The organism is Pseudomonas simiae, assembly GCF_000934565.1.
Lineage (GTDB): Bacteria > Pseudomonadota > Gammaproteobacteria > Pseudomonadales > Pseudomonadaceae > Aquipseudomonas > Aquipseudomonas simiae.
The window spans coordinates 5464718-5487165 of sequence record NZ_CP010896.1; the positions used below are offsets into that span (position 1 = coordinate 5464718).

33 protein-coding genes are annotated in these 22448 nt (G+C 55.3%); 1 reads left to right on the forward strand and 32 read right to left on the reverse strand.

Annotation, left to right across the window (positions count from 1 at the left end; all coding sequences use genetic code 11):
• Positions 1-44: 44 nt before the first annotated feature.
• On the forward strand, positions 45-2879 hold the full coding sequence (gene uvrA / locus PF1751_RS24835; RefSeq protein WP_010206877.1) for an excinuclease ABC subunit UvrA: 2835 nt from the start codon (positions 45-47) through the stop codon (positions 2877-2879).
• 66 nt (positions 2880-2945) lie between these two features.
• Here uvrA and bfr read toward each other — a convergent pair whose 3' ends face one another.
• From bfr to fusA, 32 genes are all read right to left on the reverse strand, one after another.
• The gene (gene bfr / locus PF1751_RS24840) at positions 2946-3410 is read right to left on the reverse strand and encodes a bacterioferritin (protein ID WP_003176400.1); all 465 of its coding nucleotides are present in this window, start codon (positions 3408-3410) and stop codon (positions 2946-2948) included.
• A 155-nt stretch (positions 3411-3565) separates the two neighbouring features.
• Positions 3566-5014 carry a catalase gene (locus PF1751_RS24845; protein ID WP_010206879.1) on the reverse strand — a complete coding sequence of 483 codons (1449 nt, stop codon included), beginning with the start codon at positions 5012-5014 and terminating at the stop codon, positions 3566-3568.
• Between the two features lie 238 nt (positions 5015-5252).
• Positions 5253-5639: a 50S ribosomal protein L17 gene (gene rplQ / locus PF1751_RS24850; protein WP_003176402.1), complete on the reverse strand. Its 387-nt coding sequence runs from the start codon at positions 5637-5639 to the stop codon at positions 5253-5255.
• A gap of 41 nt (positions 5640-5680) precedes the next feature.
• Positions 5681-6682, reverse strand: a complete 1002-nt coding sequence (locus PF1751_RS24855) for a DNA-directed RNA polymerase subunit alpha (protein WP_003176403.1) — start codon at positions 6680-6682, stop codon at positions 5681-5683.
• Positions 6683-6704: 22 nt separating this feature from the next.
• Positions 6705-7325, reverse strand: a complete 621-nt coding sequence (rpsD, locus tag PF1751_RS24860) for a 30S ribosomal protein S4 (RefSeq protein ID WP_003176404.1) — start codon at positions 7323-7325, stop codon at positions 6705-6707.
• A gap of 18 nt (positions 7326-7343) precedes the next feature.
• On the reverse strand, positions 7344-7733 hold the full coding sequence (gene rpsK, locus PF1751_RS24865) for a 30S ribosomal protein S11 (protein ID WP_002555466.1): 390 nt from the start codon (positions 7731-7733) through the stop codon (positions 7344-7346).
• Positions 7734-7763: 30 nt separating this feature from the next.
• Positions 7764-8120: a 30S ribosomal protein S13 gene (gene rpsM, locus PF1751_RS24870; protein WP_003194635.1), complete on the reverse strand. Its 357-nt coding sequence runs from the start codon at positions 8118-8120 to the stop codon at positions 7764-7766.
• A 129-nt stretch (positions 8121-8249) separates the two neighbouring features.
• A complete protein-coding gene (rpmJ, locus tag PF1751_RS28650; RefSeq protein ID WP_002555468.1) occupies positions 8250-8366 on the reverse strand; it encodes a 50S ribosomal protein L36 in 117 nt (38 codons plus the stop codon).
• A 28-nt stretch (positions 8367-8394) separates the two neighbouring features.
• The gene (gene secY, locus PF1751_RS24875) at positions 8395-9723 is read right to left on the reverse strand and encodes a preprotein translocase subunit SecY (RefSeq protein ID WP_003194637.1); all 1329 of its coding nucleotides are present in this window, start codon (positions 9721-9723) and stop codon (positions 8395-8397) included.
• Positions 9724-10161 (reverse strand): 50S ribosomal protein L15, encoded by a 438-nt coding sequence (gene rplO, locus PF1751_RS24880; protein WP_003176407.1) that lies wholly within the window; start codon positions 10159-10161, stop codon positions 9724-9726.
• Between the two features lie 3 nt (positions 10162-10164).
• Positions 10165-10341: a 50S ribosomal protein L30 gene (rpmD, locus tag PF1751_RS24885; protein WP_003176408.1), complete on the reverse strand. Its 177-nt coding sequence runs from the start codon at positions 10339-10341 to the stop codon at positions 10165-10167.
• 2 nt (positions 10342-10343) lie between these two features.
• Positions 10344-10844 carry a 30S ribosomal protein S5 gene (gene rpsE, locus PF1751_RS24890; protein WP_003176409.1) on the reverse strand — a complete coding sequence of 167 codons (501 nt, stop codon included), beginning with the start codon at positions 10842-10844 and terminating at the stop codon, positions 10344-10346.
• 3 nt (positions 10845-10847) lie between these two features.
• Positions 10848-11198 carry a 50S ribosomal protein L18 gene (gene rplR, locus PF1751_RS24895; protein ID WP_003186037.1) on the reverse strand — a complete coding sequence of 117 codons (351 nt, stop codon included), beginning with the start codon at positions 11196-11198 and terminating at the stop codon, positions 10848-10850.
• A gap of 10 nt (positions 11199-11208) precedes the next feature.
• Positions 11209-11742 carry a 50S ribosomal protein L6 gene (gene rplF, locus PF1751_RS24900; RefSeq protein WP_003194640.1) on the reverse strand — a complete coding sequence of 178 codons (534 nt, stop codon included), beginning with the start codon at positions 11740-11742 and terminating at the stop codon, positions 11209-11211.
• A 12-nt stretch (positions 11743-11754) separates the two neighbouring features.
• Positions 11755-12147, reverse strand: coding sequence for a 30S ribosomal protein S8 (gene rpsH, locus PF1751_RS24905; protein WP_010206883.1), 393 nt, complete (start codon positions 12145-12147; stop codon positions 11755-11757).
• A 206-nt stretch (positions 12148-12353) separates the two neighbouring features.
• A complete protein-coding gene (rpsN, locus tag PF1751_RS24910) occupies positions 12354-12659 on the reverse strand; it encodes a 30S ribosomal protein S14 (protein ID WP_003176414.1) in 306 nt (101 codons plus the stop codon).
• 13 nt (positions 12660-12672) lie between these two features.
• Positions 12673-13212 (reverse strand): 50S ribosomal protein L5, encoded by a 540-nt coding sequence (rplE, locus tag PF1751_RS24915; protein ID WP_003194642.1) that lies wholly within the window; start codon positions 13210-13212, stop codon positions 12673-12675.
• Positions 13213-13234: 22 nt separating this feature from the next.
• Positions 13235-13549 (reverse strand): 50S ribosomal protein L24, encoded by a 315-nt coding sequence (gene rplX / locus PF1751_RS24920; RefSeq protein WP_003176416.1) that lies wholly within the window; start codon positions 13547-13549, stop codon positions 13235-13237.
• Between the two features lie 11 nt (positions 13550-13560).
• On the reverse strand, positions 13561-13929 hold the full coding sequence (gene rplN, locus PF1751_RS24925) for a 50S ribosomal protein L14 (RefSeq protein WP_002555479.1): 369 nt from the start codon (positions 13927-13929) through the stop codon (positions 13561-13563).
• A gap of 23 nt (positions 13930-13952) precedes the next feature.
• Positions 13953-14219 (reverse strand): 30S ribosomal protein S17, encoded by a 267-nt coding sequence (rpsQ, locus tag PF1751_RS24930; RefSeq protein ID WP_003176419.1) that lies wholly within the window; start codon positions 14217-14219, stop codon positions 13953-13955.
• 2 nt (positions 14220-14221) lie between these two features.
• Entirely contained in the window at positions 14222-14413 is a 192-nt protein-coding gene (gene rpmC, locus PF1751_RS24935) for a 50S ribosomal protein L29 (protein ID WP_002555481.1), read from the reverse strand.
• The gene (gene rplP / locus PF1751_RS24940) at positions 14413-14826 is read right to left on the reverse strand and encodes a 50S ribosomal protein L16 (protein WP_044287964.1); all 414 of its coding nucleotides are present in this window, start codon (positions 14824-14826) and stop codon (positions 14413-14415) included. Before rplP ends, rpmC begins: the two co-directional genes overlap by 1 nt.
• 12 nt (positions 14827-14838) lie before the next feature.
• On the reverse strand, positions 14839-15525 hold the full coding sequence (rpsC, locus tag PF1751_RS24945) for a 30S ribosomal protein S3 (protein WP_003176422.1): 687 nt from the start codon (positions 15523-15525) through the stop codon (positions 14839-14841).
• Between the two features lie 13 nt (positions 15526-15538).
• Complete coding sequence (gene rplV / locus PF1751_RS24950) at positions 15539-15871, reverse strand: 50S ribosomal protein L22 (protein ID WP_003103908.1); 333 nt, start codon at positions 15869-15871, stop codon at positions 15539-15541.
• Between the two features lie 11 nt (positions 15872-15882).
• Positions 15883-16158: a 30S ribosomal protein S19 gene (gene rpsS, locus PF1751_RS24955; RefSeq protein ID WP_003232420.1), complete on the reverse strand. Its 276-nt coding sequence runs from the start codon at positions 16156-16158 to the stop codon at positions 15883-15885.
• Positions 16159-16174: 16 nt separating this feature from the next.
• Positions 16175-16999 (reverse strand): 50S ribosomal protein L2, encoded by an 825-nt coding sequence (gene rplB / locus PF1751_RS24960; RefSeq protein ID WP_003186055.1) that lies wholly within the window; start codon positions 16997-16999, stop codon positions 16175-16177.
• 14 nt (positions 17000-17013) lie between these two features.
• Positions 17014-17313, reverse strand: a complete 300-nt coding sequence (rplW, locus tag PF1751_RS24965) for a 50S ribosomal protein L23 (protein ID WP_002555488.1) — start codon at positions 17311-17313, stop codon at positions 17014-17016.
• Entirely contained in the window at positions 17310-17912 is a 603-nt protein-coding gene (gene rplD / locus PF1751_RS24970; RefSeq protein WP_003176424.1) for a 50S ribosomal protein L4, read from the reverse strand. The genes rplW and rplD overlap by 4 nt, the downstream gene beginning before the upstream one ends.
• A gap of 12 nt (positions 17913-17924) precedes the next feature.
• Positions 17925-18560 carry a 50S ribosomal protein L3 gene (rplC, locus tag PF1751_RS24975; RefSeq protein ID WP_003194649.1) on the reverse strand — a complete coding sequence of 212 codons (636 nt, stop codon included), beginning with the start codon at positions 18558-18560 and terminating at the stop codon, positions 17925-17927.
• A gap of 81 nt (positions 18561-18641) precedes the next feature.
• Positions 18642-18953: a 30S ribosomal protein S10 gene (gene rpsJ / locus PF1751_RS24980; protein WP_003186070.1), complete on the reverse strand. Its 312-nt coding sequence runs from the start codon at positions 18951-18953 to the stop codon at positions 18642-18644.
• Positions 18954-19112: 159 nt separating this feature from the next.
• Positions 19113-20306: an elongation factor Tu gene (gene tuf, locus PF1751_RS24985; protein ID WP_010206920.1), complete on the reverse strand. Its 1194-nt coding sequence runs from the start codon at positions 20304-20306 to the stop codon at positions 19113-19115.
• 30 nt (positions 20307-20336) lie between these two features.
• Positions 20337-22442 carry an elongation factor G gene (gene fusA / locus PF1751_RS24990; protein WP_010206921.1) on the reverse strand — a complete coding sequence of 702 codons (2106 nt, stop codon included), beginning with the start codon at positions 22440-22442 and terminating at the stop codon, positions 20337-20339.
• Positions 22443-22448 lie beyond the last annotated feature (6 nt).

A 22448-nucleotide genomic window follows, 5' to 3' on the forward strand; every position in this document is an offset into this window, starting at 1 on the left:
GCCGTATACTCCGGCATTATTTACGCCCGCCGTGCGAGGCCATCTTGGACAAGATCCTGATTCGTGGGGCTAGAACCCACAACCTGAAGAACATCGACCTGACCCTGCCCCGGGACAAACTGATCGTCATCACCGGTTTGTCCGGGTCCGGCAAATCGTCCCTGGCGTTCGACACGCTGTATGCCGAAGGCCAGCGTCGCTATGTGGAATCGCTGTCGGCCTATGCCCGCCAGTTCCTGTCGATGATGGAAAAGCCCGACGTCGACACCATTGAAGGCCTGTCGCCGGCGATCTCCATCGAACAGAAGTCGACCTCCCATAACCCGCGCTCCACCGTGGGCACCATCACCGAAATCTACGACTACCTGCGCCTGCTGTATGCACGTGTGGGTATTCCGCGTTGCCCGGACCACGACATTCCCCTGGAAGCCCAGACCGTCAGCCAGATGGTCGACCTGGTGCTGGCCCAGCCGGAAGGCGCCAAGCTGATGCTGCTGGCACCGGTGATCCGTGAGCGCAAGGGTGAACACCTTTCCGTCTTCGAAGAGCTGCGGGCGCAAGGTTTTGTACGTGCACGCATCAACGGCAAGCTCTATGAGCTGGACGAGGCGCCGAAGCTCGACAAGCAGAAGAAGCACTCGATCGATGTGGTCGTTGACCGTTTCAAAGTGCGCGCCGATCTGCAGCAGCGCCTGGCGGAATCCTTCGAAACCGCGTTGAAGCTGGCCGACGGCATTGCACTCGTGGCGCCGATGGACGACGAGCCGGGCGAAGAGATCATCTTCTCCGCGCGCTTTGCCTGCCCGATCTGCGGCCACGCCATCAGCGAGCTTGAACCCAAGCTGTTCTCCTTCAACAACCCGGCCGGCGCCTGCCCGACCTGTGATGGCCTGGGGGTGAAGCAGTTCTTCGACATCAAGCGCCTGGTCAACGGTGACATGACGCTGGCGGAGGGGGCGATACGCGGCTGGGATCGGCGCAACGTTTACTACTTCCAGATGCTGGGGTCGTTGGCGTCGCATTACAAATTCAGCCTGGAGGTACCGTTCAACCAACTGCCGGCGGACCAGCAGAAGGTCATCTTGCACGGCAGTGGTTCGCAGAACGTCGACTTCAAGTACCTGAACGACCGTGGCGATATCGTCAAGCGCTCGCACCCGTTCGAAGGTATCGTGCCGAACCTGGAGCGTCGCTACCGCGAGACAGAATCGGCCAGCGTGCGCGAAGAACTGGCGAAATTCCTCAGCACACAACCTTGCCCGGATTGCCGCGGCACTCGCCTGCGTCGTGAGGCGCGGCATGTGTGGGTGGGCGAGAAAACATTGCCGGCGGTGACCAACCTGCCGATCGGTGATGCCTGCGAATACTTTGGCGTACTCAAGCTGACCGGCCGCCGTGGAGAAATCGCCGACAAGATCCTCAAGGAGATTCGCGAGCGGTTGCAGTTCCTGGTCAACGTTGGCCTGGATTACCTCTCTCTGGACCGCAGCGCCGATACCTTGTCCGGCGGTGAAGCACAGCGCATCCGCCTGGCCAGCCAGATCGGCGCCGGCCTTGTGGGTGTGTTGTACATCCTCGACGAACCGTCGATTGGCCTGCACCAGCGCGACAACGATCGCCTGCTGGGTACGTTGAAACACCTGCGGGATATCGGCAACACGGTGATTGTGGTCGAACACGATGAAGACGCGATTCGCCTGGCGGATTACGTGGTTGATATCGGCCCGGGCGCCGGTGTGCATGGCGGACATATTGTCGCTGAAGGCACCCCGGCCGAAGTCATGGCTCACCCGGACTCGCTGACCGGCAAATACTTGTCTGGCCGCGTCAAGATCGAAGTGCCGGCCAAACGCACACCGCGTAACAAGAAGCTGGCGCTGCACCTCAAGGGCGCACGCGGTAACAACTTGCGCAATGTCGACTTGGAAATTCCAATTGGTTTGCTGACATGCGTGACCGGTGTTTCCGGCTCAGGTAAATCGACGCTCATAAACAACACGTTGTTTCCCTTGAGTGCCACTGCCCTGAACGGCGCGACCACCTTGGAAGCGGCGGCGCACGACAGCATCAAAGGCCTGGAACACCTGGATAAGGTGGTCGACATCGACCAAAGCCCGATTGGCCGGACGCCACGTTCCAACCCGGCGACCTACACCGGTTTGTTCACGCCCATTCGTGAACTGTTTGCCGGTGTTCCGGAATCCCGCTCACGGGGTTACGGGCCGGGTCGGTTCTCGTTCAACGTCAAGGGCGGACGCTGCGAAGCGTGCCAGGGCGACGGCTTGATCAAGGTGGAAATGCACTTCCTGCCGGACATCTACGTGCCGTGCGATGTGTGCAAAAGCAAGCGCTACAACCGCGAGACCCTGGAGATCAAGTACAAGGGCAAGAGCATCCACGAAACCCTGGAGATGACCATCGAGGAAGCGCGGGTGTTCTTCGACGCAGTTCCGGCGTTGGCGCGCAAACTGCAGACGCTGATGGACGTGGGTTTGTCGTATATCAAGCTGGGTCAGTCGGCGACCACGCTGTCAGGTGGTGAGGCGCAGCGGGTGAAGTTGTCTCGCGAGCTGTCAAAACGCGATACCGGCAAGACCCTGTATATCCTCGATGAGCCGACCACGGGCCTGCACTTCGCGGATATACAGCAATTGCTGGACGTGCTGCACCGCCTGCGCGACCACGGCAACACCGTGGTGGTAATCGAGCACAACCTTGATGTGATCAAGACGGCCGATTGGCTGGTGGACCTGGGGCCGGAAGGCGGTTCCAAGGGTGGCCAGATCATTGCCGTAGGCACGCCGGAGCAGGTCTCCGAAATGCCGCAGTCGCATACCGGTTACTACCTGAAGCCGTTGCTGGAACGCGACCGGGCCTGACCTTTTCAGGCCCAATGAAAAGCCCCTGTCACCTTGCGGTGACAGGGGCTTTTTTGTAGCCGGAAATCAGAACTGCGATTGCAGGTAATTCTCCAGGCCGATCAGCTTGATCAGGCCCAACTGCTTTTCAAGCCAGTAGGTGTGATCTTCTTCGGTGTCATTCAACTGCACCCGCAGGATTTCCCGGGTGACATAGTCGTTGTGCTGCTCGCAGAGTTCGATGCCTTTGCAGAGCGCGGCACGGACCTTGTACTCGAGGCGCAGGTCGGCAGCGAGCATGTCAGGTACGGTTGTGCCCACGTCCAGATCATCGGGACGCATACGCGGCGTGCCTTCGAGCATGAGGATACGGCGCATCAGTGCGTCGGCGTGCTGTGCCTCTTCTTCCATCTCATGGTTGATACGCTCGTAGAGCTCGGTAAAGCCCCAGTCTTCGTACATACGCGAGTGGATGAAATATTGGTCACGAGCCGCCAGTTCGCCCGTCAGCAACGTGTTGAGGTAATCGATTACGTCGGGGTGACCTTGCATCGCCCTACATCTCCCTGCTTGAAAGTCTGTAGTTTGAACCATGATGACCTGAAGGTCACGGGACCAACGGCAGAAAAGTGAAGATTTCCGGAGAAAAGTAGCTGAAATAACGCAAAAACCGCCCAAATGAGGGCGGTTCTGCTTATCGTTTAGAGTTAGTTAAGCGATACACCCAGTGCCTTTGCGATTGCTTCTCCATAAGCAGGATCTGCCTTGTAGAAGTGCTGCAATTGACGCTGGACCACATCACTGGAAACGCCGCCCATTGCTCCGGCGATATTGCTGGTGAGCAAGGCTTTCTGCTCATCGTTCATCAGGCGGAACAGCGCACCGGCGTGGCTGTAGTAGTCAGTGTCTTCCCGGTGATCGTAACGATCTGCCGCACCGCTCAAGGCCAAAGCAGGCTCAGCGTATTGAGGGGCTTGTTTCGGCGCATCGGCGTAGCTGTTCGGCTCGTAGTTGGGCGCTGCGCCACCGTTGCTGCCGAATGCCATCGAACCATCGCGCTGGTAGCTGTTCACCGGGCTACGTGGGGCGTTCACCGGCAGTTGCTGGTGGTTGGTGCCAACACGGTAGCGGTGGGCATCTGCATACGCGAACACACGGCCTTGCAACATACGGTCTGGCGACAGGCCTACACCTGGAACCATGTTGCTAGGGCCGAACGCAGCCTGTTCCACTTCAGCGAAGTAGTTTTGTGGGTTGCGATTAAGCTCCAGTTCTCCGACTTCGATCAGCGGAAACTCCTTCTGCGACCAGGTTTTGGTCACATCAAAAGGATTTTCGTAATGAGCGTTGGCCTGAGCCTCGGTCATGATCTGGATGCAGACACGCCATTTCGGGAAGTCACCCCGTTCGATTGCACCGAACAGATCGCGCTGGGCGTAATCAGGGTCGGTACCGGCCAGACGAGCCGCTTCGGCGGGCGCCAGGTTCTTGATGCCCTGCTTGGTTTTGTAGTGCCACTTAACCCAGTGACGCTCGCCCTTGGCGTTGATCAGGCTATAAGTGTGGCTGCCGAAGCCGTGCATGTGGCGGTAGCCGTCAGGAATACCACGGTCCGAAAACAGGATGGTGACCTGGTGCAGTGCCTCTGGGGAGTGCGACCAGAAATCCCACATCATTTGTGCGCTTTTCAGGTTGCTTTGCGGCAGGCGTTTTTGGGTGTGGATGAAGTCCGGGAACTTCAACGGATCGCGGATGAAAAACACAGGGGTGTTGTTACCCACGATGTCCCAGTTGCCTTCTTCGGTGTAGAACTTCAAGGCGAAACCACGTGGGTCGCGCTCGGTATCAGCCGAACCGCGCTCCCCCCCTACGGTGGAAAACCGCAGGAAGGTAGGGGTTTGCTTGCCAACCGACTCGAACAGCTTGGCGCTGGTGTACTGAGTGATGTCTTGGGTGACCGTGAAAGTACCGTAGGCACCCGACCCCTTCGCATGCACACGACGCTCAGGAATGTTTTCACGGTTGAAGTGAGCGAGCTTCTCGATCAGGTGAAAATCGTCGAGCAGCAGCGGACCGCGCGGGCCGGCGGATCGGGAATTCTGGTTATCCGCAACGGGCGCGCCGCTGGCGGTAGTAAGGATTTTGTTCTGGCTCATGCTCAATTTCCCTCAGGTCGGACTTGGAACTGCCGGCTAATCGGCTTGGAGGAAGTATTGATCATCAATATGACGTCTACAAATTCATTAAATTGTAGGCATCGATAGAGAATAACTACCAAACTCCCCAAACGTCATAGTGCCAAGCCAAACCCCCGGAAGCTTGTACGCATCGCGCTTTTATTACGCGCACAAAAAACCGGGCACTAGGCCCGGTTCTTCGTTACAGCTTGTCGTCTTACTCGGCGCTTACAGCTTCGCCGGCAGTAGCACGATCAACCAACTCGACGTACGCCATAGGCGCGTTGTCGCCAGCGCGGAAACCGCACTTGAGGATGCGCAGGTAGCCACCCTCACGGGTAGCGTAACGCTTGCCCAGGTCGTTGAAGAGCTTACCAACGATAGCTTTCGAACGAGTACGGTCGAAAGCCAGACGGCGGTTAGCCAGGCTGTCTGTCTTGGCCAAAGTGATCAGCGGCTCAGCAACGCGACGCAGTTCTTTAGCTTTCGGCAGTGTAGTTTTGATCAGCTCGTGCTCGAACAGCGACACCGCCATGTTTTGGAACATGGCCTTGCGGTGCGAGCTGGTACGGCTCAGGTGACGACCACTTTTACGATGACGCATGGTTCATTCCTTACCAAACTCACGTTCGGTGATTACGACGATCAGGCAGTCGCCTTGTCGTCCTTCTTAAGACTTGCAGGCGGCCAGTTGTCGAGGCGCATGCCGAGGGACAGACCGCGGGAGGCCAGAACGTCCTTGATTTCAGTCAAGGATTTCTTGCCCAGGTTCGGAGTCTTCAACAGTTCTACTTCGGTACGCTGAATCAGGTCGCCGATGTAGTAAATGTTTTCCGCCTTAAGGCAGTTAGCCGAACGTACAGTCAGTTCCAGATCGTCAACCGGGCGAAGCAGGATCGGATCGATCTCGTCTTCCTGCTCGATTACCACTGGTTCGCTGTCACCTTTGAGGTCGACGAACGCAGCCAACTGCTGTTGCAGAATGGTTGCAGCGCGGCGGATAGCCTCTTCAGGATCCAGAGTACCGTTGGTTTCCAGATCAATAACCAGCTTGTCCAGGTTAGTACGCTGTTCGACACGGGCGTTTTCCACCACGTATGCGATACGGCGAACCGGGCTGAACGAAGAGTCAAGCTGCAAGCGACCAATGCTGCGGCTTTCGTCTTCATCGCTCTGACGCGAGTCGGCCGGTTCATAACCACGACCACGAGCTACGGTGAGCTTCATGTTCAGGGCGCCGTTAGACGCCAGGTTAGCGATTACGTGATCGGGGTTAACGATCTCGACATCATGATCCAGCTGAATATCGGCAGCGGTAACCACCCCCGAACCCTTCTTCGACAAGGTCAGCGTAACTTCGTCACGGCCGTGCAGCTTGATAGCCAGACCTTTAAGGTTCAACAGGATTTCAATTACGTCTTCCTGTACACCTTCGATGGCGCTGTACTCGTGGAGCACACCGTCAATCTCGGCCTCGACTACTGCACAGCCGGGCATTGAGGACAACAGGATGCGGCGCAGCGCGTTGCCCAGGGTGTGGCCAAAACCACGCTCGAGAGGCTCGAGAGTAATTTTGGCGCGGGTTGGACTGACAACCTGCACATCAATGTGGCGGGGTGTCAGGAACTCATTTACCGAAATCTGCATGGATGCACCTATTTTCTAGCCCTTACTTGGAGTAGAGCTCGACAATCAGGCTTTCGTTGATGTCGGCGGACAGATCACTGCGAGCAGGAACGTTCTTGAAAACGCCCGACTTCTTCTCAGTGTCTACTTCTACCCATTCTACGCGGCCACGTTGGGCACACAGATCGAGAGCTTGGACAATGCGAAGTTGGTTTTTTGCTTTCTCGCGAACTGCGACCACGTCACCAGCACGAACCTGGTAGGACGGAACGTTTACGGTCTGACCGTTAACGCTGATCGACTTGTGCGATACCAGCTGACGGGATTCGGCACGAGTAGAACCAAAGCCCATACGGTATACAACGTTGTCCAGACGGCATTCGAGCAGTTGCAGCAGGTTTTCACCGGTTGCACCTTTCTTGCCAGCAGCTTCTTTGTAGTAGCCGCTGAACTGACGCTCGAGAACGCCGTAGATACGACGGACCTTCTGCTTTTCACGCAGTTGGGTGCCGTAATCGGACTGGCGACCGCGGCGTTGGCCGTGGATACCAGGTGCTGCTTCAATGTTGCACTTCGATTCGATCGCGCGCACGCCGCTCTTCAGGAAGAGATCGGTGCCTTCGCGACGAGCGAGTTTGCATTTTGGACCAATGTAACGAGCCATTCTTTACAATCTCCTGGATTACACGCGGCGCTTCTTCGGCGGACGGCACCCGTTGTGCGGGATTGGCGTCACGTCGGTGATGCTGGCGATCTTATAGCCACAGCCGTTCAAAGCACGGACAGCAGACTCACGACCTGGACCTGGACCTTTGACGTTAACGTCGAGGTTTTTCAGGCCGTATTCCAGCGCAGCTTGACCAGCACGTTCAGCAGCTACTTGAGCAGCAAACGGGGTGGACTTGCGGGAACCGCGGAAACCCGAACCACCGGAGGTAGCCCAAGAAAGCGCGTTACCTTGACGGTCGGTGATGGTCACGATGGTGTTGTTAAAAGAAGCATGGATGTGGGCGATGCCATCAACCACTGTCTTTTTAACTTTTTTACGAGGACGAGCAGCAGGTTTTGCCATGATAATTTTCCTGTCGATTCGCTGGGGCGATTACTTGCGGATCGGCTTACGCGGACCTTTACGGGTACGCGCGTTAGTCTTGGTACGCTGACCGCGTACTGGAAGACCACGACGATGACGCAGACCGCGATAGCAACCGAGGTCCATCAAACGCTTGATTTTCATGTTGATTTCGCGACGCAGGTCACCTTCAGTGGTGAACTTCGCCACTTCGCCACGCAGCTGTTCAATCTGCTCGTCGCTCAGATCCTTGATCTTAGCGGCTGGGTTTACCCCAGCAACTGCGCAAATTTTCTGCGCAGTAGTGCGACCAACACCATAGATGTAGGTCAGCGAGATAACAGTGTGCTTGTTATCTGGAATGTTAACGCCTGCAATACGGGCCATTCAGTGGGACTCCAATTGACAGCTACCTACGCCCCGGAAGCCAAGAAATAGGGCGCGAGATAATATCGCTGTAATAACAAATAATCAACCCGGCAGCGCACTAGCTGCCGGGCTTCAAGCGGATCACACTCAGCCTTGGCGCTGTTTGTGACGCGGTTCCGCGCTGCAAATTACTCGAACAACACCTTCGCGGCGAATAATCTTGCAGTTACGGCACAGCTTTTTCACCGATGCACGAACTTTCATCACCAACTCCTCGAACCTTATGGGGTACTCAGCGCAACATGCCGCTGCCGTAGCCCTTCAGGTTGGCTTTCTTCATCAGGGATTCGTACTGGTGCGAAACGAGGTGCGATTGTACTTGGGACATGAAGTCCATCACAACCACGACCACGATCAGCAACGAGGTCCCGCCAAGGTAGAACGGAACGTTTGCTGCAACCACCAGGAACTGGGGCAACAAGCACACGGCCGTCATATATAGAGCACCGAACAGGGTCAAACGAGTCAGAACACCATCAATGTAGCGTGCAGACTGCTCACCTGGACGGATGCCCGGAATAAAGGCACCGGACTTCTTCAGGTTTTCCGCTACGTCTTTCGGATTGAACATCAACGCCGTATAGAAGAAGCAGAAGAAAATAATCCCTGCACTAAACAGCAGAATATTCAACGGCTGACCAGGAGCGATCGACTGAGAGAGGTCCTGCAGCCAGCCCATATTTTCGGACTGACCAAACCAGGTACCCAACGAAGCCGGAAACAGCAAAATGCTGCTCGCGAAAATTGCCGGAATTACACCGGCCATATTCACTTTCAGCGGCAAGTGGCTGGTCTGCGCAGCAAAAACCTTGCGGCCCTGCTGACGCTTGGCGTAGTGAACAGCAATACGACGCTGGCCACGCTCAATGAACACCACAAAACCGATAATCGCTACTGCCAGCAAACCGATGGCAACCAAGGCGAAAATGTTGATATCACCCTGACGTGCAGACTCGAAAGACTGCCCAATCGCTCTCGGAAGACCGGCGACGATACCTGCGAAAATCAACATCGAGATACCGTTGCCAACACCACGCTCAGTAATCTGCTCACCCAGCCACATCATGAACATCGCACCAGCCACAAATGTGGATACCGCGACGAAATGGAAGCCAAAGTCACCAGTGAACGCAACGCCCTGCCCGGCCAGACCAACGGACATGCCGATAGCTTGGACCAAGGCGAGAACGACAGTGCCGTAGCGGGTGTACTGGCTAATCTTGCGACGGCCAGCTTCACCTTCCTTCTTCAACTGCTCCAGCTGCGGGCTGACGGCGGTCATCAGTTGCATGATGATCGATGCCGAAATGTACGGCATGATCCCCAATGCAAAAATGCTCATCCGTTCCAGCGCGCCGCCGGAAAACATGTTGAACAAGCTAAGAATGGTCCCCTCATTCTGTCGAAACAGGTCTGCGAGTCGGTCCGGGTTGATACCTGGAACCGGGATGTGTGCGCCTATTCGGTAGACGATAATCGCCAGGAACAGAAAACGCAGACGAGCCCAAAGTTCAGACATACCGCCTTTGCCGAGCGCTGAGAGAGCACCTTGCTTAGCCATTTATTCCTCGAACTTGCCGCCAGCTGCTTCGATAGCCGAACGCGCACCTTTGGTGGCGCCGATTCCCTTGCCGATAGTGACAGCGCGAGTCACTTCACCGGACAGCATGATTTTCACACGCTGTACGTTGACGTTGATCACGTTGGCATCTTTCAGGGTCTGCACAGTAACGATGTCGCCTTCCACTTTAGCCAGCTCGGACAGACGCACTTCTGCGCGGTCCATGGCCTTCAGGGATACGAAACCGAACTTAGGCAGGCGACGATGCAGCGGCTGTTGACCGCCTTCAAAGCCTGGAGCGATGGTGCCACCGGAGCGGGAGGTTTGACCTTTGTGGCCACGGCCACCAGTCTTACCCAAACCGCTACCGATACCACGGCCCGGACGATGCTTTTCGCGACGGGAACCCGGCGCTGGACTCAGATCATTGAGTTTCATCGATTAACCCTCTACACGCAGCATGTAGTAAGCCTTGTTGATCATCCCGCGATTCTCGGGAGTATCCTGGACTTCTACAGTGTGACCGATGCGACGCAGACCCAGACCTTTAACACACAGTTTGTGGTTAGGGATGCGGCCGGTCATGCTTTTGATCAGCGTTACTTTAACGGTAGCCATGATCAGAAGATCTCCTTGACAGTCAGGCCACGCTTGGCAGCGATGGACTCAGGAGATTGCATAGCTTTCAAACCTTTGAAAGTGGCGTGAACCACGTTTACCGGGTTAGTCGAGCCGTAGCACTTGGCCAGAACGTTCTGAACGCCAGCAACTTCGAGAACAGCACGCATAGCGCCGCCAGCGATGATACCGGTACCTTCAGAAGCAGGCTGCATGTACACCTTCGAAGCGCCATGGGCGGACTTCATTGCGTACTGCAGAGTGGTGCCGTTCAGATCAACTTGGATCATGTTGCGACGAGCAGCTTCCATTGCCTTCTGGATCGCAGCAGGCACTTCACGCGACTTGCCACGGCCGAAGCCAACACGGCCCTTACCATCACCAACCACGGTCAACGCGGTGAAAGTGAAGATACGGCCGCCTTTAACGGTTTTGGCTACGCGGTTAACTTGAACCAGCTTCTCAATGTAGCCTTCGTCGCGCTTTTGGTCGTTATTTGACATAACTTAGAACTCCAGCCCAGCTTCACGAGCAGCATCAGCCAGCGCTTTCACGCGACCGTGGTACTTGAAGCCAGAGCGGTCGAAAGCCACTTGCGAGACGCCAGCGGCCTTAGCACGCGTAGCGACCAGCTGGCCAACCTTTGTGGCCGCGTCGATGTTGCCGGTGGCACCATCACGCAGTTCTTTATCCAAAGTCGAGGCGCTTGCCAGGACTTTGTTGCCGTCGGCCGAGATGACCTGGGCGTAGATGTGCTGCGACGAGCGGAACACGCAGAGACGCACGACTTCGAGTTCGTGCATTTTCAGGCGTGCTTTGCGAGCGCGACGCAGTCGAGTAACTTTTTTGTCGGTCATTTGCTATGCCCTACTTCTTCTTGGCTTCTTTACGACGGACGACTTCGTCCGCGTAGCGCACACCTTTGCCTTTGTACGGCTCTGGTGGACGGAAGTCGCGGATCTCAGCGGCCACTTGACCTACCAGCTGCTTATCGATGCCCTTGATCAGGATATCGGTCTGGCTAGGGGTCTCAGCAGTGATGCCCGCTGGCAGTTCGTAATCCACAGGGTGCGAGAAGCCAAGGGCCAGGTTCAAAACCGTGCCTTTTGCTTGCGCTTTGTAACCAACACCGACCAGCTGGAGCTTACGCTCGAAGCCTTGGCTTACGCCTTGGACCATGTTGTTTACCAACGCACGCGTGGTACCGGCCATTGCGCGAGTTTGTTGATCGCCATTGCGAGCAGCGAAACGCAGCTCACCAGCTTCTTCAACGATCTCAACGGACGAATGGATGTTCAGTTCAAGAGTACCCTTGGCACCCTTCACCGAAAGCTGTTGGCCTGCGAATTTGACTTCGACACCGGCTGGCAGCTTAACGGGGTTCTTAGCGACGCGAGACATGCTTATCCCCCCTTAGAACACAGTGCAAAGAACTTCGCCGCCGACACCGGCAGCGCGCGCAGCACGATCCGTCATCACACCTTTGTTGGTGGAGACGATAGACACGCCCAGACCGCCACGAACTTTCGGCAGATCTTCAGCGGACTTGTACTGACGCAGGCCTGGACGGCTAACGCGCTTCACTTCCTCGATGACCGAACGGCCTTCGAAGTACTTCAGCTCGATGGACAGCAGAGCTTTAACATCGCTGCTGATCTGATAACCCGCAATGTAGCCTTCGTCTTTCAGGACTTTGGCAACAGCTACCTTCAACTTGGAAGATGGCATGCTTACGACGGACTTTTCAGCCATCTGGGCATTACGGATACGAGTTAGCATGTCCGCTAACGGGTCCTGCATACTCATGGGCTAGACGCTCCTAATACAAAAAAATTAGCCTTGCGGCTACATATGTCGCCGAGAATCTCCGGGTAAAAAACACGGGCTCAGGCGAGCCGCGTATTTTAGACACACTCCAGAAATGAAACAAGCCCCAAAAGGGGCTTGTTCCAGATTCAAGGTCACCGGCGGTCAGTATCTTGCGACATTGACCCCCTGGACGTTGAAAGTACTTACCAGCTGGCTTTAACCAGACCTGGTACGTCACCACGCATTGCCGCTTCACGCAGTTTGTTACGGCCGAGGCCGAACTTGCGGTAAACGCCGTGTGGACGACCGGTCAGGCGGCAGCGGTTACGCATGCGCGAAGCGCTTGCGTCACGTGGCTGCTTCTGCAGAGCAACTGTAGCTTCCCAACGCGCTTCTGGACTTGCGTTCAGATCAACGATGATTGCTTTCAGTGCTGCACGCTTCTTGGCGTACTTGGCAACCGTGAGCTGACGCTTCAGCTCGCGGTTTTTCATGCTCATCTTGGCCATGGTCCTACTCCAATCAGTTGCGGAACGGGAATTTGAAAGCACGCAACAGGGCGCGACCTTCATCATCGTTCTTGGCAGTGGTGGTCAGGGTGATGTCCAGACCGCGGAGAGCATCGATCTTGTCGTAGTCGATTTCCGGGAAGATGATCTGCTCTTTCACGCCCATGCTGTAGTTACCACGACCATCGAAGGACTTGGCATTCAGGCCGCGGAAGTCGCGGACCCGAGGCAGGGAGATCGACAGCAGACGATCCAGGAATTCGTACATACGCTCACGGCGCAGGGTCACTTTGACGCCGATCGGCCAACCTTCACGGACTTTAAAGCCAGCGATGGATTTCCGAGCGTAGGTCACAACGACTTTCTGGCCGGTGATCTTTTCCAGGTCAGCAACAGCGTGCTCGATGACTTTTTTGTCACCGATCGCTTCGCCCAGACCCATGTTCAGGGTGATTTTGGTAACGCGCGGAACTTCCATCACGTTCCCAAGCTTAAGTTCTTCCTTAAGCTTAGGGGCGATTTCCTTCCGGTAAATCTCTTGTAGTCGTGCCATGGTCTAATCTACCTAGCAGTGTTCAAGCATCAACCGCTTTTTGGGTCGACTTGAAGACACGAATTTTCTTACCGTCTTCTACTTTGAAACCAACGCGGTCAGCCTTGTTGGTTTCGCCGTTGAAGATGGCGACGTTAGAAGCGTCCAGCGGAGCTTCTTTCTCGACGATACCGCCCTGCACGCCCGACATCGGGTTAGGCTTGGTATGACGCTTGACCAGGTTCAGACCACCGATAACCAGACGGTTATTAGCGAGAACCTTAAGCACCTTACCGCGCTTACCTTTGTCTTTGCCGGCGATCACGATGATCTCGTCGTCACGACGAATCTTTTGCATGTCGGATCTCCTTACAGCACTTCTGGGGCGAGCGAGACGATCTTCATGAACTTCTCAGTACGAAGTTCACGGGTCACTGGCCCAAAGATACGGGTGCCGATCGGCTCTTGCTTGTTGTTCAGAAGAACAGCAGCGTTGCCATCAAAGCGGATAATGGAGCCATCAGCACGACGTACGCCGTGACGAGTGCGGACTACAACAGCAGTCATCACTTGGCCTTTTTTCACTTTACCGCGAGGAATTGCTTCCTTGACGGTAACTTTGATGATGTCACCGATACCAGCGTAACGACGATGGGAGCCACCCAGCACCTTGATGCACATAACACGGCGAGCGCCGCTGTTATCGGCCACATCGAGCATGGATTGAGTCTGAATCATATAATTTCTCCGACCCCTAGTCCTTAGACTTCCACAGCGCGTTCGAGAACATCAACCAGTGCCCAAGACTTGGTCTTGGCCAGCGGACGAGTTTCACGAATAGTGACTTTGTCGCCGATGTGGCACTGATTGGTTTCGTCGTGCGCGTGCAGCTTAGTCGAACGCTTAACGTATTTACCGTAGATCGGGTGCTTAACGCGACGCTCGATCAAAACGGTGATGGTTTTGTCCATCTTGTCGCTGACAACACGGCCAGTCAGCGTACGGACAGTCTTTTCGGCTTCAGCCATGATCACTTACCTGCCTGCTGGTTGAGCACAGTCTTCACGCGAGCGATGTCACGCTTAACTTGCGAGAGCAGATGAGACTGCCCCAACTGGCCAGTTGCTTTCTGCATACGCAGATTGAACTGGTCGCGCAGCAGGCCGAGCAGTTGCTCGTTCAGCTGCTGTGCGGATTTTTCACGAAGTTCATTCGCTTTCATCACATCACCGTCCGTTTAACAAAGGAGGTGGCGAGCGGCAGCTTTGCAGCAGCCAGGGCGAAAGCCTCACGCGCCAGCTCTTCAGAAACACCCTCGATTTCATACAGGACTTTGCCTGGCTGAATCTGGGCTACCCAGTATTCCACGTTACCCTTACCTTTACCCATCCGAACCTCGAGAGTTTTTTTGGAGATCGGCTTGTCCGGGAATACACGGATCCAGATCTTGCCGCCACGTTTTACGTGACGGGTCAGAGCACGACGCGCTGACTCGATCTGACGAGCGGTGAGACGACCACGAGCTACAGACTTCAGCGCGAACTCGCCGAAGCTGACTTTGCTACCGCGCTGAGCCAGACCACGGTTGTGGCCTGTCATCTGCTTGCGGAACTTCGTACGCTTAGGTTGCAACATTTGGCGTACCCCTTACTTAGCAGCTTTTTTACGAGGCGCTGGTGCTTGTGGTTTCAGTTCTTCTTGGCGACCACCAATTACTTCGCCTTTGAAGATCCAAACCTTTACACCGATCACACCGTAAGTGGTGTGAGCTTCGTAGTTGGCATAGTCGATGTCGGCACGCAGGGTGTGCAGTGGCACACGACCTTCGCGATACCATTCAGTACGTGCGATTTCAGCACCGCCGAGACGACCGCTCACTTGGATTTTGATGCCTTTGGCACCAATGCGCATGGCGTTCTGTACAGCGCGCTTCATAGCGCGACGGAACATTACGCGACGCTCCAGCTGCTGAGCTACGCTCTGCGCAACCAGCATACCGTCGAGCTCCGGCTTGCGGATCTCTTCGATATTGATGTGCACAGGCACACCCATTTGCTTGGTCAGGTCCTGACGCAGTTTCTCAACATCTTCACCTTTCTTCCCGATAACGATACCTGGACGAGCGGTGTGGATGGTGATACGTGCAGTTTGGGCCGGACGATGGATATCGATACGGCTTACGGACGCGCTTTTTAGTTTGTCTTGGAGATACTCACGCACCTTCAGATCAGCGAACAAATAGTCCGCATAAGTCCGACCGTCTGCGTACCAGACGGAGGTGTGCTCCTTGACGATTCCCAGGCGAATGCCAATGGGATGTACTTTCTGACCCATCTCTTCGACTCCGTTACTTGTCAGCAACCTTGACAGTGATATGGCAAGACCGCTTGACGATGCGATCAGCACGGCCTTTGGCACGTGGCATGATGCGCTTCAGCGAACGCCCTTCGTTGACGAAAACGGTGCTGACCTTCAGGTCATCAACGTCTGCGCCTTCGTTATGCTCGGCGTTGGCTACGGCCGACTCCAGCACTTTCTTCATGATCTCGGCGGCTTTCTTACTGCTGAAAGCCAACAGGTTGAGCGCTTCGCCCACCTTCTTCCCGCGGATCTGGTCGGCGACCAAGCGGGCTTTCTGGGCGGAGATTCGAGCGCCCGACAACTTAGCGGCTACTTCCATTTCCTTACCCCTTAACGCTTGGCTTTCTTGTCTGCCACGTGCCCACGATAAGTGCGGGTACCGGCAAACTCGCCTAGTTTGTGGCCGACCATGTCTTCGTTCACGAGAACTGGGACGTGCAAGCGACCGTTGTGTACAGCGATGGTCAGACCGACCATTTGTGGCAGGATCATCGAACGACGCGACCAGGTCTTAACTGGTTTGCGATCGTTCTTTTCCGCCGCCACTTCGATCTTCTTCAGTAGGTGAAGATCAATAAAAGGACCTTTTTTCAGAGAACGTGGCACTGTCGTATCCCTCTATTTACTTGCGACGACGGACGATCATTTTGTCGGTACGCTTATTACCACGAGTCTTCGCGCCCTTAGTCGGGAAGCCCCATGGCGATACCGGATGACGACCACCAGAGGTACGACCTTCACCACCACCGTGTGGGTGGTCAACCGGGTTCATGGCAACACCACGAACGGTTGGGCGAACGCCACGCCAGCGTTTGGCACCAGCTTTACCCAACGAACGCAGGCTGTGCTCGGAGTTCGAGACTTCGCCCAGGGTCGCACGGCATTCAGCCAGCACTTTACGCATCTCACCAGAACGCAGACGCAGGGTCACGTAGACACCTTCACGAGCGATCAGCTGAGCCGAAGCACCAGCGGAACGAGCGATTTGCGCGCCTTTACCTGGCTTCAATTCGATGCCGTGTACGGTGCTACCAACTGGAATGTTGCGCAGTTGCAGAGCGTTGCCCGGCTTGATCGGTGCCAAGGCACCTGCGATCAGCTGGTCGCCAGCGCTCACGCCTTTAGGGGCGATGATGTAGCGACGCTCGCCATCTGCGTACAGCAGCAGAGCGATGTGAGCAGTACGGTTTGGATCGTATTCGATACGCTCGACAGTGGCAGCGATGCCATCTTTGTCGTTGCGACGGAAATCAACCAGACGATAATGCTGCTTATGGCCACCACCGATGTGACGAGTGGTAATACGACCATTGTTGTTACGACCACCAGACTTCGATTTTTTCTCGAGCAGCGGTGCGTGAGGAGCGCCTTTATGCAGCTCCTGGTTGACCACCTTGACCACAAAACGGCGGCCAGGGGAAGTCGGTTTGCATTTAACGATTGCCATGATGCACCCCTTCCTTACTCAGCACTGCTGCTGAAATCGAGATCTTGGCCTGGCTGAAGGGAGATAACTGCCTTCTTCCAGTCATTACGCTTGCCCAGACCGCGAGCAGTGCGCTTGCTCTTACCCAGAACATTCAGGGTAGTAACACGCTCTACTTTCACGCTGAACAGGCTTTCGACGGCCTTCTTGATTTCCAGCTTGGTTGCGTCAGTTGCAACCTTGAAAACGAACTGGCCTTTCTTGTCAGCCAGAACCGTAGCCTTTTCGGAAACGTGCGGGCCAAGCAGAACTTTAAATACGCGTTCCTGGTTCATCCCAGCAGCTCCTCGAATTTCTTCACGGCCGACACGGTGATCAACACCTTGTCGTATGCGATCAGACTAACTGGATCGGAACCTTGCACGTCACGTACATCAACGTGTGGCAGGTTACGAGCAGCCAGGTACAGGTTCTGATCAACAGCTTCAGACACGATCAAAACATCGGTCAGGCTCATGTTGTTCAGTTTGCCCAGCAGATCTTTGGTTTTCGGGCTTTCAACAGCGAAGTCCTGAACCACGACCAGACGGTCAGTACGCACCAGTTCAGCAAGGATGGAGCGCAGAGCTGCGCGGTACATCTTCTTGTTGAGCTTCTGCGAGTGATCCTGCGGACGAGCTGCGAAAGTGGTACCACCGCCACGCCAGATTGGGCTACGGATAGTACCGGCACGAGCACGGCCAGTACCTTTCTGACGCCAAGGGCGCTTACCGCCACCACGTACGTCGGAACGGGTCTTTTGCTGCTTGCTACCTTGACGGCCGCCGGCCATGTAGGCCACGACTGCTTGGTGAACCAGCGTCTCGTTGAATTCGCCGCCAAATGTCAGTTCGGAAACTTCGATCGCTTGAGCGTCATTTACATTTAATTGCATGTCAGCTTCCCCTTAACCGCGAGCCTTGGCCGCTGGACGTACAACCAGGTTGCCGCCAGTAGCGCCAGGAACAGCACCCTTGACCAACAACAGATTGCGTTCAGCGTCGACGCGCACTACTTCGAGGGACTGCACGGTCACGCGCTCAGCGCCCATATGACCGGACATTTTTTTGCCCTTGAATACACGACCAGGAGTCTGGCACTGGCCAATAGAGCCCGGGACGCGGTGGGAGACGGAGTTACCGTGAGTGTTGTCTTGGCCACGGAAATTCCAACGCTTGATCGTACCCTGGAAGCCTTTACCTTTGGACTGACCGGTTACATCAACCAGTTGACCAGCAGCGAAGATTTCAGCGTTGATCAGATCGCCAGCCTGGTAGTCGCCATCTTCGAGACGGAACTCCATAACAGTGCGACCAGCTGCAACGTTTGCTTTAGCGAAGTGACCTGCTTGAGCAGCAGTCACACGCGAAGCACGACGCTCGCCGACAGTGACTTGCACTGCACGATAGCCATCGGTTTCTTCAGTTTTGAACTGGGTGACGCGATTCGGCTCGATCTCAATGACCGTGACCGGAATGGAGACACCTTCTTCGGTGAAAATACGGGTCATACCGCATTTACGACCGACTACACCAATAGTCATGTTGTAAACCTCATGAGTGTACGGGGCTTTCACCCGCTATGGCCGCCCATTTCAGAGCGTTACACGACTAAGACCCAAGTCTTAGCCGAGGCTGATCTGTACTTCCACACCGGCCGCCAGATCGAGCTTCATAAGTGCATCAACGGTTTTATCCGTTGGCTGGACGATGTCCAGTACGCGCTTATGAGTACGGATCTCGTACTGGTCACGCGCGTCTTTGTTGACGTGCGGGGAGACCAGAACGGTGAACCGCTCTTTACGGGTAGGCAGTGGAATTGGACCACGCACTTGAGCACCAGTACGTTTCGCGGTTTCCACGATTTCCTGGGTGGATTGGTCGATCAGGCGATGGTCAAAAGCCTTCAACCTGATACGGATTTGCTGATTTTGCATTGGATTTCAGACTCCGGCTGCTATTCCCAGCGAGCGCAATACGCCCGTTAAAAGGAGGCGCAATTCTATAGACGGCCCTGATAGGTGTCAACCCAATAAAAAAGGCCCCCGCTGAGCGGGGGCCTTTTCAAAACATCAGAGCTATCTCAGAAGAGATAATTACTCGATGATTTTAGCTACAACGCCAGCACCAACGGTACGGCCGCCTTCACGGATAGCGAAGCGCAGGCCGTCTTCCATAGCGATGGTTTTGATCAGGGTAACAGTCATTTGAATGTTATCGCCTGGCATTACCATTTCTACGCCTTCTGGCAATTCGCAGTTACCGGTCACGTCAGTAGTACGGAAGTAGAACTGTGGACGGTAGCCTTTGAAGAACGGAGTGTGACGACCGCCTTCTTCCTTGCTCAGAACGTAAACTTCTGCGGTGAACTTGGTGTGCGGCTTAACCGAACCTGGCTTAACCAGAACCTGGCCACGCTCAACGTCGTCACGCTTGGTACCACGCAGCAGAACGCCGCAGTTCTCGCCAGCACGACCTTCGTCGAGCAGTTTACGGAACATTTCAACACCGGTGCAGGTGGTGACGGTGGTGTCACGCAGACCAACGATTTCCAGTGGATCCTGAACGCGAACGATACCGCGCTCGATACGACCAGTCACAACAGTACCACGACCGGAGATCGAGAATACGTCTTCGATTGGCATCAGGAACGGCTTGTCGGTCAGACGAACTGGCTCTGGGATGTAGGAATCCAGAGTTTCAACCAGCTTACGAACGGCAGTGGTGCCCATTTCGTTGTCGTCTTTGCCTTCCAGAGCCATACGAGCAGAACCGATGATGATCGGAGTGTCGTCGCCTGGGAAGTCGTAAGTGCTCAGCAGATCGCGCACTTCCATCTCAACCAGTTCCAGCAGCTCAGCGTCGTCTACCAGGTCAGCCTTGTTCAGGAAGACCACGATGTACGGAACGCCTACCTGACGGGACAGCAGGATGTGCTCACGGGTTTGTGGCATCGGACCATCAGCGGCCGAGCAAACCAGGATAGCGCCGTCCATCTGGGCAGCACCAGTGATCATGTTCTTCACATAGTCAGCGTGACCTGGGCAGTCAACGTGAGCGTAGTGACGAATAGTCGAGTTGTACTCAACGTGCGCGGTGTTGATGGTGATACCACGAGCTTTTTCTTCTGGTGCGCTGTCGATCTTGTCGAAGTCAACACGAGCCGAACCGAAAACTTCGGAGCAAACGCGAGTCAGAGCAGCAGTCAGAGTGGTTTTACCGTGGTCAACGTGACCGATGGTGCCAACGTTGACGTGCGGTAGGGAACGATCAAATTTTTCTTTAGCCACGACAATTAACTCCTTGCCTAAAGGACTGAATCAGCCTTGTTTTTTGGATACAGTTTCAGCGATGTGCGCCGGAGCTGTGTTGTATTTTTTGAATTCCATAGAGTAGCTTGCGCGACCCTGGGACATGGAGCGAACGTCGGTCGCATAACCGAACATCTCACCCAACGGAACCTCGGCGCGAATCACTTTGCCGGAAACCGTGTCTTCCATACCCAAGATCATGCCGCGACGACGGTTAAGGTCGCCCATGACATCACCCATATAGTCTTCAGGTGTAACAACTTCTACCGCCATGATTGGCTCAAGCAACTCACCACCGCCCTTCTGGGCCAGTTGCTTGGTTGCCATGGAAGCAGCCACCTTAAACGCCATCTCGTTGGAGTCGACGTCGTGGTAAGAACCGTCAAAAACGGTTGCTTTCAGGCCGATCAGCGGATAGCCGGCAACAACACCGTTCTTCATCTGCTCTTCGATACCCTTCTGGATAGCAGGGATGTATTCCTTAGGAACAACACCACCTACTACTTCGTTCACGAATTGCAGACCTTCCTGACCTTCGTCAGCAGGAGCAAAACGGATCCAGCAGTGACCGAACTGACCACGACCGCCGGACTGACGAACGAACTTGCCTTCGATTTCGCAATTCTTCGTGATGCGCTCACGATAGGAAACCTGAGGCTTACCGATGTTGGCTTCGACGTTGAACTCACGGCGCATCCGGTCAACCAGGATGTCCAGGTGAAGCTCGCCCATGCCAGAGATGATCGTTTGACCAGTCTCTTCATCAGTCTTGACGCGGAAAGATGGATCTTCCTGAGCAAGTTTGCCCAGAGCGATACCCATTTTTTCCTGGTCATCCTTGGTCTTAGGCTCTACGGCAACCGAAATAACCGGCTCCGGGAAGTCCATCCGAACCAGGATGATTGGCTTGGCAGCGTCGCACAAAGTCTCACCAGTGGTGACGTCCTTCATGCCGATCAGGGCCGCGATGTCACCAGCGCGCACTTCCTTGATCTCTTCACGGGCGTTTGCGTGCATTTGCACCATACGACCCACGCGCTCTTTCTTGCCTTTAACCGAGTTGATCACGCCGTCGCCGGAGGCCAACACGCCCGAGTAAACGCGGACGAAGGTCAAAGTACCCACGAATGGGTCGGTTGCGATCTTGAACGCCAAAGCCGAGAACGGCTCGCTGTCATCGGCGTGACGCTCCATCTCTTCTTCCTCGTTATCCGGGTTGGTACCCTTGATAGCAGGAATGTCGGTTGGAGCCGGCAGGTAGTCGATAACGGCGTCGAGAACCAGGGGAACACCCTTGTTCTTGAAGGAAGAACCACAAACAGCCAAGACGATCTCACCAGCGATAGTACGCTGACGCAGAGCAGCCTTGATTTCCACGTTGGTGAGTTCTTCACCTTCGAGGTACTTGTTCATCAGCTCTTCGCTGGCTTCGGCAGCAGCCTCAACCATGTTGTTACGCCACTCGTCAGCCAGTTCCTGCAGCTCTGCAGGGATAGGCTTGCGAACAGGAACCATACCTTTGTCGGAATCATTCCAGTAGACCGCTTCCATGTTGATCAGATCGATCTGACCCTGGAAGTTGTCTTCGGAACCGATAGCCAATTGGATTGGCACCGGGGTGTGACCCAGACGCTGCTTGATCTGACCGATCACGCGCAGGAAGTTGGCGCCAGCACGGTCCATCTTGTTTACGTAAACAAGACGTGGAACACCGTACTTGTTGGCTTGACGCCATACGGTTTCCGACTGCGGCTCAACACCCGAGGTACCGCAGAACACAACGACAGCGCCGTCGAGTACGCGCAGGGAACGTTCAACTTCAATGGTGAAGTCTACGTGGCCCGGGGTATCGATTACGTTGAAACGGTGCTCGTCTTTGTACTGCTTCTCGGAACCTTTCCAGAAGGCGGTAATAGCAGCAGAAGTAATGGTAATACCACGCTCCTGCTCCTGAACCATCCAGTCTGTGGTCGCGGCGCCGTCATGCACCTCGCCCATTTTGTGACTTTTGCCGGTGTAAAACAGTACGCGCTCAGTGGTGGTGGTTTTACCAGCATCCACGTGAGCAACGATACCGATGTTACGGTAGCGGCTAATCGGAGTAGTACGAGCCATAAAGCC